Genomic DNA, 12,017 nt, shown 5'->3' with positions numbered 1-12,017 from the left:
TTGGACAGGAAGTTCGTTCGCGGTCGGGGGCAATGACCACCGGCGCTCAGCCGGTCGTCACCGCCGGTTCCTCATGCTTGTTGCGGGCGTGGCGCGCGGCCACCCACTTGCCGATCACCAGCACCAGCAGCGCGCCGAGGACGCCGGCTGCGTACTTGATCACGTCGGTCTGCGGCACCTTCGGCACCCAGGTCCAGGCGGCGGTGTTCGCCAGGGCCGGGTCGGACACGGCCATCGTGCCGGCGATCCAGCCGAGCAGCATGCCGCCGGCGGTGATGATCATCGGGAAGCGGTCCATCAGCTTGATGACCAGCTGGCTGCCCCAGACGATGATCGGGATGCTCACGAGCAGGCCGAAGATCACGAGCGGCATCTGGTGGCTGTCGCCGGCGCCCTGGGCGGCACCTGCAATGGCGATCACGTTGTCGACGCTCATCACGAGGTCGGCCACGATCACGGTCTTGACGGCGCCCCACAGCTTGTCGCTGCCGGCGATGTTGCCGTGCGCGTCGTCGTGTTCGGGAGCCAGCAGCTTCACGCCGATCCACAGCAGCAGGATCGCGCCCACCAGCTTCAGGAACGGAATGGCCAGGAGGGTCAGAGCGAAGAAGATCAGGATCACGCGCAGCGCGATCGCACCCGCGGTACCCCACAGGATGCCTTGCGTGCGCTGGGCCGGCGGGAGCTTGCGGCAGGCCAGCGCGATCACCACGGCGTTGTCGCCGCCCAGCAGGATGTCGATCATGATGATCTGACCGACTGCGACCCAGAACTCCGGGGTCATGAACATTTCCATAGCTTTCCTCTTTTGTCTTCGCGCCCCTGCCTCTCCCTTCAGGGGTGACGACGGAAGGCGCATGTCTATGCGTTTCGATTCATCCCGTGCGGGGCGGGTCGAAAGCGAGGAATGAAGGCCGGGTGATTCCGGGGACTTGCGAACGCTTCGACCAAACCTGCACAGGTTCAAATCGAAGGTCTTGCTCGACAGCGTGCGCGCGAAAAATAGAGCGCGTACGTTGCCCGGCAGGCCGGAAGTGTTTTGCTTCGTATTGACGACCTGACGATTCGCGCCGTCGTGGCCGACAGCGCTCGGGAGCTACTCCCCTTCGTGCGGCGGATTAGAGCATCCAAGCTCCAGGTGGCGCAATCGAAAGTTTTCAGAAATTTAAAGAGAACCGCTTCGAAGTGCGCATGAATGCAAGGTGTGATGCTCTTGTTTTCATAGCGATCATGTCCCTTTGATGCTTCGGGACATTGCCGGACTATGATCGCCGTCCGCTGCTTCTTCACGCTCCATGGCCGCCATACACATCACCGACATCGAGGCCGCCATCAACTACTGGCGCGACAGGACTCCCTCGCCCGACGGCGTCACGCTGGGTCCCGAATTGCGGGCGCTGGCCGAGGTCTATGCGCTCATGGTCTTCCACCACGAGGACGAGGTCGACGAGGTCGGCTTTCCGCAGAAGGCCTGGGCCGCCTGGATGGCCTGGTACGACAGCACGCCCGACACGCCCTGCATCGCCATCTGCTCCACCAGCCAGGGCGACGACGAGTGCAAGGGCTGCGGCCGCAGCTTCGACGAAGTGCAGTTCTGGCCCGGCATGTCGCCCGTCGAGAAGCGCGCCACATGGCGCCGCATCACCATGGAAGACTCGGCCTGGCGCTTCAACCGCTATGCCGAGCGCGCACGCGAGGCGGAGCGCGATCCGTCCTCGTCTGCGTCGGCCGACGAGCCCGAGTTCGATCCCGACGACGAGAAGAACTGGGCCCCCTGACCATGCGCCGCCTCGCGCAAGCTCCCAATCTCGCGATCGCGACCGTGTGGGCGCATGCCCTGCGCGAGGAGGGCGTGGCCGCCACCGTGCAGCGCGAATTCCTCGGTGCGGTGATGGGCCAGCTGCCGCCCGACCAGTGCCTGCCCGAGATCTGGATCGACGACGAGAACCAGTTCGATCTTGCCAAGCGACTGCTGCACGAGTTGCAGCACCGTCCGCAGCGCAGCTGGCGCTGCGTGTGCGGCGAGCAGGTCGAGGGCGGCTTCGAGCAGTGCTGGCAGTGCGGCCAGATGATGCCGGCCGCCTGAGTCTGGCTGCGGCGCTTACTTCCAGCGCGCCAGTTCGATGTCGACGCTGTTGACGCCATCGCCCAGCGTCAGCGTGTTTTCCTGGATCGTCGCCTGCAGCTGCATGCTGCGCTGCGCGAGCGCGGCCAGCGCCTGCGAGGCAGTGGTCGGCACGCGGTACACCTTGAGGTTCTGCGGCCGCGTGAGCTTGTTCTCGATGCCGCGCCACCAGATCTCGGCCGCGTGGTTGAAGGCGTAGACGATCACCTCGTCGGCCTTGTTGCAGGCCTTGATGATGGGCTTGTCTTCGGGCTGGCCGACCTCGATCCAGAGCTTGACCTCGCCTGTGAAGTCGCGCAGCCACACGTCGGGCTCCTCGACGTTCGACAGGCCGGCGCCGAAGGCCAGCGTGCCGTCGCCGTTGCACACGTCCTGCAGCTGGTGGGCGTTGAGCGCGAGCGCGACGAGCCGGATCATCATCCGCTCGTCGGTCTCGCTGGGGTGGCGCGCCAGGGTCAGCGCGTGGTCGGCGTAGTAGCCGTGATCGATGTCGGCCACCGCGAGGGTGGCCTTGAAGATGGTGGATTTGAGGGCCATGGGTGCGCGAGTTTAGGCCCGGCGCCCGCCGGCACCCCTCGGGCGAAGCCTCAGAACGCCACCGAGGCCTGCAGGTAGACCGTGCGGGGCTGCCCCACGTACTTGCCGCCGTTGTTGTCCACCGAGCGGTTGAAGTAGCGGCGGTCGAAGAGGTTCTTCACGCCCACGGCGAGCTTCAGGTTGCTCATCGACGGCCCGAAGTCGTAGGCCGCGCGCAGGTTCATCGTGGCATAGCCGGGAATGTCGCCCAGCCGGCCGGTGGCGTCTTCCAGCGTGACGTACCTTGCGCCGTCGTCAGGCGAGCCCGGCGAGCGCTGCTTCGACTGCGCGTAGATGTCGGCGTTGAAGGTCCACGGCCCGCGCTCGTAGCGCGCGCCCAGCGTCGCCACCTGGCGCGAGTAGAAGGGCAGGTCGCGCCCGGCGAAGGCGCCGGCCTTCGAGATGGCCTGCGTGTAGGTGTACGTGCCCGACACCGACAGCCCCTTGAGCGATTCGCTCAGCGTGCCGAGGTCGTAGCGCAGCGCCGATTCCAGCCCGCGGTGACGCGTCGCGCCCAGGTCGGTCCACTGGCCGACGTCGCCGGTGATGGAGCGCGCCAGCAGCAGCTCCTTGTCGAAGTTGATGTTGAACAGCGTGAGCTCGCCGCTCCAGGCCTCGCCCTTGTAGTGCGTGCCGATCTCGTAGGTCTTGGCCTTCTCTGGGTGCAGCCCGGTGGTCGACTGCGCGAGCTGCGCGTACTGCTGCGGCCCGAACGACACGCCCGCGTTCGCGAACACCGACCAGCGGTCGCTCATGCGATAGAGCACCGACAGCGTGGGCAGCCATTCGTCCGAATCGATCTTCGGATAGATCGCGCTTGTGGCCCGGCCGTTCGTGATGGTGTAGACGTCGTTGAACGAGCGGATCGACTCGTGCCGCACGCCGGGCGTGATCGTCCAGTTGCCGAAGTCGATGCGGTCGTCGAAGTAGAACGCATGCGCGGTCGTGCCGCCCTTGCTGGTCTGGTAGGCGGGGTTGGCCAGGCCGAAGGCGTTGAAGCCCGGGCGCGGCTGGTAGTAGGCGCTGCGCGTCGCGACTTCCGATGCCTCTTCCTTCAGGTAGCGGTAGCCGACGCTGACTTCCTGCACCACGCTGCCCGAATCGATCAGGCGCGAGTAGCGCGGCTCGACCGCGAAGGTCTTGTAGTTGCGCGGCGCGGAGGTGAGGCGCCGGCGGCCATTGTTCGCGCCGGTGCCTTCCTGCTCGAGGAAGCTGCTGCGGTACGAGTCCGTGTAGTAGGTCAGCATCTCGAACTTGTTCACGCCGTCGTTGTGCGTGTACTTCACCGAGCCGTCGGTGCGGCGGCCGGTGAACTCGTCGAAGGGGCGGTCCGACTGGAAGGGATTGGCCGCGAACTGCGCCGTCGTCAGGCCGCCGGGCATGCGGCCCTTGCCCTCGAAGTGGTGCAGCGTGATGGCGACGTCGTCGGTCTTCGAGATGCGGTAGGCACCCTTGAGCATCAGGTCGTCGATGCTGGTGCGGTCGTTGCTCTGGCGGAAGCCGTCGCCGTGCGTGCCCGAGTACAGCAGCGCCAGGCCCAGTCCGTTCTCGTTGGTGCCGCCGATGAAGAGATTGGGCGTGGTCTTTGTGCCGCCGCCGTGGCCGGCGCTTTCGACGCCCACGCTCACCTCGCCGGAGAACCGTTTCGGGATCGCGCGCGACACGAAGTTGATGATGCCGCCCACGTTCTGTGGGCCGTAGCGCACCGAGCCCGCGCCGCGCACCACGTCGACGGCTTCGAGGTTGCCCAGCGACAGCGGCGCCAGCGACAGCTGCGGCTGGCCGTAGGGCGCGTAGGCCAGCGGCACGCCGTCCAGCAGCACGGTGGAGCGCGGCGACAGGCGCGAGGTCAGGCCGCGCACGCCCACGTTCAGCGAGATGTCGCTGCCGCCGGTGCCGTTGCTCTCCTGCACCTGCACGCCGGGCATCTGCCGCAGCACGTCGCGCACGTTGGAGGAGCCGCTTTCCTGGATCTGCTTGCGCTCGATGATGCTGCGCGCGCCGGGGTGCTCGAGCACCTTGGTTTCGCTGGGGCTGCCCAGCCAGTCGCCGGTGACGGTGATGGTTTCCAGCGACTTGGCCGCGTCGGCTGCTGCTGCTGGCTCGGCCTCGGCGGCGAAGCCCTGCAGGCTCAGGGGAAGCAGCGCCATCGCGATGGCTGTGCGTTTGTGCGTGAACGACAAGGGAGATCCCTCCTACGGGTTTTCTGATGATGAAGAAGCAAGGTCGTGCGCGGCGTGGAGCCGCTCAGGGCGCGGTCGTGCCTCGGGAAAGCGTGTCGTCGCCGCGGGCGGCGCTCGCCATGGCGCGTCGGCGCCACCAGAGCCAGACGCCGCTCAGGCCCAGGCCGCCGAGCGCGAGGCCGAGCAGGGCAGTGACCGCCTCGTGCAGCGGCCCGCCGAGCTCGCCGGTGTGCAGCGGATAGATCACCGCCACCGCGCCGTTGCCGGCGTCGAGGTCCTGCCACTTGCGCGCGGCGAGCACCTCGCCGGTCACCGGGTTCAGCCACACCGAGCCGATGCCGTTCGGATGCGGATCGTCCGGCAGGCGCAAGCGCACGCGCATCGGCCGGCCGGCCTTGGCAGGCACTTGTATGAAGCCGATGGGCTGGCCGGGGTAGACCTGCTGTGCGCGCGCCACGAGCTCGTCCAGCGGCAGGAGTGGGCCGGCCGCCGCACCCTTGGGGATCACCGGCGCCTTGACGGGCTGCTGGCCCATCGCGCTGGAGATGAAGTTGCCCAGCGGCCGCCACGCCATGTACGCGCCCGTGGCCACCGACACCGCGATCAGCAGGCCGAGCACCGCGCCGCCGGTGCGGTGCAGGTCGAACAATCCGCGCAGCAGCCCGCGGTCGAGCACGATGCGCAGCGACGGCGGCCAGCGCACCGGCCACCACAGCACGATGCCCGTGACCAGCAGGAACAGGTAGGCCAGCGCGGCGAAGGCGAGCACGCCCTTGCCGGTGTCGTCCAGCAGCAGGCTGCTGTGCAGCTCGAAGAGGATGTTGTAGGCGCCCTCGTGCGTGCCCCGGCGTCCCTGCTCGGCGCCGGTGGCGGGGTCGAGGTAGAGCGTGCCTTCCCATTTGCCGCGCACCCGCACCTGCAGCGTGTCGGTGGGCTTGCGCGGCGGGCGCAGCGTGAAGTCGGCGTCGGTTCCGAACTCGGCCGCGAGGCGCTGGCGCAGGGCCTCCAGCGGCAGCACGGCATTGGTGGCGTCGCCGGCCGGGGCCGAACGCGCCGAATGGGCGATGAAGAAATCGGGATGTGCCCAGCGGTCGAGCGGCAGTCCCACCACCAGCATGGCGCCGAGCAGTGCGGTGAGTGCGAGGATCAGACCGAGCGTGAGGCCGATCCAGCGATGGACCTTGAGCCAGAGGCGTCTCAGAGGGGCGCGCATGACCAACAGAGGGGCGGCGGGCCCCTCGCAGAATGTTGCTGGCTGGCGCCCGGCGGGGCGTTGGCTGGAAAAGGATAACCACCGACGCAAAACAGCCGCCTTCAGGCGGCTGTTGCATCGATACAGGACGCTTAAATTCTACTGGCGAGTTCCGCCGCCTTGCCCACGTAGCTGGCGGGAGTCATCGCCAGCAGGCGGGCCTTTTCGGCTTCCGGGATGTCCAGCGAGCGGATCAGCCCGTGCAGCGCCTCGGCGGTCACGGTCTTGCCGCGCGTCACTTCCTTGAGCTGCTCGTAGGCGCCCTGCACGCCGAAGCGGCGCATCACCGTCTGGATCGGCTCGGCCAGCACTTCCCACGAGGCGTCGAGGTCGGCGGCCAGCGCTTCATCGTTCAGCTCGAGCTTGCCAAGGCCGGTGGCCAGGCTCGCATAGGCCAGCGTGGCGTACCCGAAGCCCACGCCGATGTTGCGCAGCACCGTGCTGTCGGTCAGGTCGCGCTGCCAGCGGCTGATCGGCAGCTTCTCGCTCAGGTGGCGCAGCACCGCGTTGGCCAGGCCCAGGTTGCCCTCGGCGTTCTCGAAGTCGATCGGGTTGACCTTGTGCGGCATCGTCGAGGAGCCGATCTCGCCCTTCTTCAGGCGCTGCTTGAAGTAGCCAAGGCTCACGTAGCCCCAGATGTCGCGCGAGAAGTCGATCAGGATCGTGTTGGCGCGGGCCACCGCGTCGAACAGCTCGGCCATGTAGTCGTGCGGCTCGATCTGGATGCTGTAGGGCTGGAAGCTCAGGCCCAGGCCCAGCGGCGCGGGCGTTTCCACGACCTTGCGGCTGAAGGCTTCCCAGTCGAAGTCGGGCCAGGCGGCCAGGTGGGCGTTGTAGTTGCCGACCGCGCCGTTCATCTTGCCCAGCAGCTTCACGGCGGCGATCTGCTCGCGGGCCTTCGACAGGCGCACCGTCACGTTGGCGATTTCCTTGCCCACGGTGGTGGGGCTGGCGGTCTGGCCGTGCGTGCGCGAGAGCATCGACACGCCGGCGAACTGGTGCGCCATCTCGCGCAGCTTGGCGATCAGGCCGTCGATGGCCGGCAGTACCACCTTGTCGCGCGCGGCCTGGATCTGCAGGGCGTGGCTGGTGTTGTTGATGTCCTCGCTGGTGCAGGCGAAGTGCACGAACTCGGCGGCCGCGAGCAGCTCGGGACGGGCCTCGAACTTCGACTTGATCCAGTACTCGACCGCCTTCACGTCGTGGTTGGTGGTCTTCTCGATTTCCTTGATGGCCAGCGCGTCGGCCTCGGAGAAATGGGACACCAGGCCCATCAGGTACTTGCGCGCGCCGCCGGTCAGCGGCTTGAATTCGGCGAAACCGCAGTCGGACAGCGCAATGAACCACGCCACCTCGACTTGCACGCGCCGGTGCATATAGCCCTGCTCGCTCATCAGCGGACGCAGCGCCGCGAGTTTGGCCGCGTAGCGACCGTCAAGGGGGGAAAGGGCGGAAACGGTGGAAAAGCTCATGCCTCAATTTTAGGCGGCCGCCGCCCGGTGGGGCCGGCGCGACGCTTTGGGGTCGATTCGGGCTCTGGTTTTCCCGTTCACCTAAAATGACTATTAACAAACGTCATCAATACATAGGGAGAGAGCCTTCATGAAACTGATCGGATCCGCCGCCAGCCCCTACGTGCGCAAGGTGCGCGTGGTGCTGGCCGAGAAGCGGCTCGATTACCAGTTCGTGATCGAAGACGTCTGGGCTGCCGACACCACCATCTCCAACTCCAACCCCCTGGGCAAGGTCCCCTGCCTGATCATGGAAGGCGGCGAGGCGATGTTCGACTCCCGCGTGATCGTCGAATACCTGGACACCCTGTCGCCCGTAGGCAAGCTGATTCCACAGCAGGGCCGCGAGCGCGCAGAGGTCAAGACCTGGGAGGCGCTGGCCGACGGCGTCATGGACGCCGGCGTGCTCTGGCGCCTGGAAGCCACCTGGGCCGGCCGCAGCGACGGCGAGCGCAGCGCCGCCTGGATCGAGCGCCAGCGCGCCAAGGTCGAGGACGGCATCGCCGCCATGGCCAAGGGCCTGGGCGACAAGCCCTTCTGCAGCGGCATCCACCTGAGCCTGTCGGACATCGCCGTGGGCTGCACGCTGGGCTGGCTGGACCTGCGCTTCCCCGAGATCGACTGGCGCAAGGACTACGGCAACCTCGCGAAGCTTTTCGACAAGCTGATGCTGCGGCCCAGCTTCATCGACACCAAGCCCTGAGCTCGCAGGGCCCCACGAAAGGCGCCGCGAGGCGCCTTTTTTGCTTTTAGCGATCGCGCAGCGTGTATCGGCCTGGCGTCGGCGCAGGACGTCCCAGCCGGGAGCTTCGCCTCGGGCTCGTCCTGCCGGCGGGTGGAGATCGTCGTTTTCGGCCATGACCGGATCACGCGCAATGGCGTAAACCGGATTCAAAGGGGAACGAGCAGAGAGGGTGCGCGGACCGGGTTCTCGCTGTCGCGCCACCCTGGCCCGGCCCGAATACAAAAATGCTGCGAGGCGCCCCGACGCGAAGGAGGGAGGGAGGGAGGAGGAGAAGAATCGCCTCGGGATTTCGACCAGACGGCAAGCGCCCGGAAGACCTCGCAACATGAAAACCGCGGGGCAGAAAGTCAGTAGTCAGTCACTGCCCACGCGATTTAGGAGCGCGGCATCGGCGGCACGGTTCCCCTCTGGTTTGTAAACGTTTGTTCCCGGCGACCGACTGGGATGGCGCAAAAATCGACCGGTCGGTAAAAACTGCTGGCGGTCAGTTCGGCCCGAGTTGCTTCTCGATGACGCTCACGAACCCGTTCTCGTCCGGCGCCGTCATGCTCGACCACGCCTGCACGACCTTGCCGTCGCGCCCGATCAGGTACTTGTAGAAATTCCACTTCGGCGTGGTGCCGGAGGCCTGTGCGAGCTGCTTGAACAGCGGATTCGCGTCGGTGCCGCGCACCGAGGACTTGGCGAACATCGGGAATTTCACGCCGAAGGTGCTTTCGCAGAAATCGGCGATTTCCTTGTTGGAGCCCGATTCCTGGGCGAAATCGTTCGACGGGAAGCCCAGCACCACCAGGCCGCGGGAGCGGTACTTCATGTCCAGCGACTCCAGGCCCTTGTACTGCGGCGTGAAGCCGCAGAAGCTGGCCGTATTGACCACCAGGACCACCTTGCCGGAGTACTGGCACAGGGACTGGGGTTTTTCATCCTGCAGCCGCGGGAAGGTGTGTTGCAGGATCGCCGGGCATCCCGCAGCCTCTGCCGGAGCGGGCGCGGCGGCTGCCGTCTGGGCGTGGGCCGGAACGGTCGAAACGAGGCTCGCCACGAGGGAAACCGCAGGGGCGCAACGCCACAGCATCGACAATCGGAAGGGGGTTCGCATGGCGGGCTCCTGAATCAAAAAGGGATGTGCGCATCCGTGCCGCGACGGCGCGCGTATCCGCATCATCGCGCTTCTGTCATGGGCGCGCCAAACGGGCCGATTAAAATCGACGGCCTTAGAAAGATATAGATGCTCTATCCGGAACTCTTCAGACAACTCGAATCCGTCCGCTGGGACATGGACAAGGACATTCCCTGGCAGTCGTTCGACGCCTCCTTGCTGTCGGAAGAGCAGGCGCAGACCATCAAGATGAATGCCATCACCGAGTGGGCGGCACTGCCGGCCACCGAGATGTTCCTGCGCGACAACCGCCACGATAGCGACTTTTCCGCTTTCATGTCGATCTGGTTCTTCGAGGAGCAGAAGCACTCGCTGGTGCTCATGGAGTACCTGAAGCGCTTCAGCCCCAAGCACGCGCCCACCGAGGAAGAGCTGCACGAAGTGCGCTTCGACTTCGACCCGGCCCCGCCGCTGGAAACCCTCATGCTGCACTTCTGCGGCGAGATCCGCCTCAACCACTGGTACCGCCGTGCCGCCCAGTGGCACACCGAGCCGGTCATCAAGCACATCTACACCACGCTGAGCCAGGACGAAGCCCGCCACGGCGGCGCCTACCTGCGCTACATGAAGCGCGCCATGGAGAAGTTCGGCGACGAGGCCCGTGCCGCCTTCACCAAGGTCGGCGTCCTGATGGCCAGCGCCCGCCGCACGGCCCAGGCCCTGCACCCGACCAACCTGCACGTCAGCAAGGCGCACTTCCCGCGCGACACCGTGCAGAGCCGCATGCCCGACCCCGACTGGCTCGAGCACTGGCTCGACAAGCAGATCAAGTTCGACGCCGTCTGGGAAACCAAGGTCGGCGAGCGCATCCTGCACAACCTGAGCCTGCTGATGAACCGCAGCTTCAAGACCGTCCAGGAGCTGAACCGCTACCGCAAGGAACTGGCGGCCACCCTCGGCCCCAAGCCTGAATACCAGGGCGCATAAGCCCAGGCACCTAGACCAGAAAATGCCCCGCATGCCGGGGCGTTTTTTTGCAGAATCCATGTCACAAACCGGGGACGCTGGCCGTCTTTCCCGCATGGACGACGCAACCCTCACCTTCGACCGCCACCGCCCGCGCCTGCAGGGTATCGCCTACCGCATGCTCGGCTCCATGGCCGAGGCGGAAGAGGTCGTGCAGGACGCCTGGCTGCGCTGGCATGAAGCCGCCAGGGACACCCTCGACAGCGCCGAGGCCTGGCTCGTGACCGTGGTCACGCGCCTGTCGATCGACCGGCTGCGCGCCGCCAAGATCCAGCGCGAGCACTACATCGGCGCCTGGATGCCCGAGCCCACGCTGACCGGCCAGCCTGATTCGCCCGCCACGCCCGAACAGCTGCTCGAGCGCGTCGACAACATTTCCGTCGCCTTTCTCGCCATGCTGGAGCGCCTTGCGCCCGAGGCGCGCGCCGCCTTCCTGCTGCGCGAGGTGTTCGACGCCGACTACGGCGAGATCGCCCTCACCCTCGGCAAGACCGAGGCCGCCTGCCGCCAGATCGTGCACCGCGCCAAGCTCCAGGTGCAGGAAGGGCGCCCGCGCTTCACCGTGCCGCGCGAGACCCACGAGCGCCTGCTGCGCGCCTTCGCCGACGCTGCCGCGCGCGGCAGCCTGCACGAGCTGAAGGCGCTGATGTCCGAGGACGTCGAACTCATCGGCGACGGCGGCGGCAAGGTGCAGACCTTCAGCAAGATCCTGCGCGGCAGCCAGCGCCTCGCGCAGCTCTACTACTCGCTGTGGCGCCGCATGGGCCCGGCGGTGCGCATGGAGATCGTCGACATCAACGGCGAGCCCGGCATGCTGCGCTTTCTCGACGGCGAGCTCGAGTCGGCCCAGACCTTCGAGATCGAGAACGACCGCATCGTGCGCATCCGCGCGCAGCGCAACCCCGACAAGCTCGCGCGCATCGCTCAGATCTTTTCCTCGAAATAATTCGCGCGGCGTGTCACAGGGCGCCCGGCTCGCCCGTCTTCGGTAGGTAAGCAGATCGATTCCATCGCAACCCACCGGAGAAACCAAACCATGAACACCACCGCACGCCTGAACTGGTTCAAGCTCGTCCCGAAGTCCTTCGAGGCCATCCTCGGCGTCAACGCCACCATCGAATCGAGCACGCTCGGCAAGGTGCTGGTCGACTACGTCTACGCCCGCGTCTCGCAGATCAACGGCTGCGCCTACTGCCTCGACATGCACGTGCGCGACCTGCGCAAGCAGGGCGAGGAATGGCAGCGCATCAACAGCCTCGCCACCTGGCGCGAGGTGAGTTTCTTCAACGAGCGCGAACGCGCCGCGCTGGCATGGGCCGAGTCGCTCACGCGGCTGGCCGACCGCTACGACGCGCGCGAAGCCGAATTCGCGGCGCTCAAGGCCAACTTCAGCGACCTGGAAATTGCCGAGCTGTCGGTGGCGATCGCGCAGATCAACACCTGGAATCGCCTCAACGTCGCCAGCGGCGTGCCGGTGGCGGTCAAGCCGCTGCTCTGATT

Annotated in this window: 12 protein-coding genes; 6 read left to right on the top strand and 6 right to left on the bottom strand. The window is 66.6% G+C overall.

Features of this window, described 5'->3' with window-relative positions; translation table 11 throughout:
• Positions 1-46: 46 nt before the first annotated feature.
• A complete protein-coding gene (locus ABL844_RS31165) occupies positions 47-796 on the bottom strand; it encodes a TerC family protein (protein WP_126021057.1) in 750 nt (249 codons plus the stop codon).
• Between the two features lie 499 nt (positions 797-1,295).
• Here ABL844_RS31165 and ABL844_RS31160 point away from each other — a divergent pair, with 499 nt between their 5' ends.
• Positions 1,296-1,778, top strand: coding sequence for a DUF3717 domain-containing protein (locus tag ABL844_RS31160; RefSeq protein WP_184639356.1), 483 nt, complete (start codon positions 1,296-1,298; stop codon positions 1,776-1,778).
• 2 nt (positions 1,779-1,780) lie between these two features.
• Positions 1,781-2,086, top strand: coding sequence for a putative signal transducing protein (locus tag ABL844_RS31155; RefSeq protein WP_369660367.1), 306 nt, complete (start codon positions 1,781-1,783; stop codon positions 2,084-2,086).
• A gap of 15 nt (positions 2,087-2,101) precedes the next feature.
• Here ABL844_RS31155 and ABL844_RS31150 read toward each other — a convergent pair whose 3' ends face one another.
• The 4 genes from ABL844_RS31150 to purB all read right to left on the bottom strand — a co-directional run bounded on the left by ABL844_RS31150 (position 2,102) and on the right by purB (position 7,608).
• Entirely contained in the window at positions 2,102-2,662 is a 561-nt protein-coding gene (locus ABL844_RS31150) for a YaeQ family protein (protein WP_369660368.1), read from the bottom strand.
• Positions 2,663-2,712: 50 nt separating this feature from the next.
• Positions 2,713-4,851 (bottom strand): TonB-dependent receptor family protein, encoded by a 2,139-nt coding sequence (locus ABL844_RS31145; RefSeq protein WP_418130013.1) that lies wholly within the window; start codon positions 4,849-4,851, stop codon positions 2,713-2,715.
• A gap of 97 nt (positions 4,852-4,948) precedes the next feature.
• Entirely contained in the window at positions 4,949-6,097 is a 1,149-nt protein-coding gene (locus tag ABL844_RS31140; RefSeq protein ID WP_418130012.1) for a PepSY-associated TM helix domain-containing protein, read from the bottom strand.
• 131 nt (positions 6,098-6,228) lie between these two features.
• Entirely contained in the window at positions 6,229-7,608 is a 1,380-nt protein-coding gene (purB, locus tag ABL844_RS31135; RefSeq protein ID WP_126021062.1) for an adenylosuccinate lyase, read from the bottom strand.
• Positions 7,609-7,738: 130 nt separating this feature from the next.
• Between purB and ABL844_RS31130 the strand changes: the two genes are divergently transcribed.
• Positions 7,739-8,350 (top strand): glutathione S-transferase N-terminal domain-containing protein, encoded by a 612-nt coding sequence (locus ABL844_RS31130; protein WP_126021063.1) that lies wholly within the window; start codon positions 7,739-7,741, stop codon positions 8,348-8,350.
• A 526-nt stretch (positions 8,351-8,876) separates the two neighbouring features.
• Here the strand turns inward: ABL844_RS31130 and ABL844_RS31125 are convergent.
• Positions 8,877-9,491: a glutathione peroxidase gene (locus ABL844_RS31125; protein ID WP_184639364.1), complete on the bottom strand. Its 615-nt coding sequence runs from the start codon at positions 9,489-9,491 to the stop codon at positions 8,877-8,879.
• Between the two features lie 129 nt (positions 9,492-9,620).
• Between ABL844_RS31125 and ABL844_RS31120 the strand changes: the two genes are divergently transcribed.
• From ABL844_RS31120 to ABL844_RS31110, 3 genes are all read left to right on the top strand, one after another.
• Positions 9,621-10,478, top strand: coding sequence for a ferritin (locus tag ABL844_RS31120; RefSeq protein WP_093195975.1), 858 nt, complete (start codon positions 9,621-9,623; stop codon positions 10,476-10,478).
• Positions 10,479-10,572: 94 nt separating this feature from the next.
• A complete protein-coding gene (locus ABL844_RS31115) occupies positions 10,573-11,463 on the top strand; it encodes an RNA polymerase sigma-70 factor (RefSeq protein ID WP_418130011.1) in 891 nt (296 codons plus the stop codon).
• Between the two features lie 90 nt (positions 11,464-11,553).
• A complete protein-coding gene (locus tag ABL844_RS31110; RefSeq protein ID WP_126021066.1) occupies positions 11,554-12,015 on the top strand; it encodes a carboxymuconolactone decarboxylase family protein in 462 nt (153 codons plus the stop codon).
• Positions 12,016-12,017 lie beyond the last annotated feature (2 nt).

Origin of the sequence: Variovorax sp. 278MFTsu5.1, assembly GCF_048305045.1 — a bacterium.
Classification (GTDB): Bacteria; Pseudomonadota; Gammaproteobacteria; order Burkholderiales; family Burkholderiaceae_C; genus Variovorax; species Variovorax guangxiensis.
This window is presented reverse-complemented; position numbering and strand designations above follow the sequence as displayed.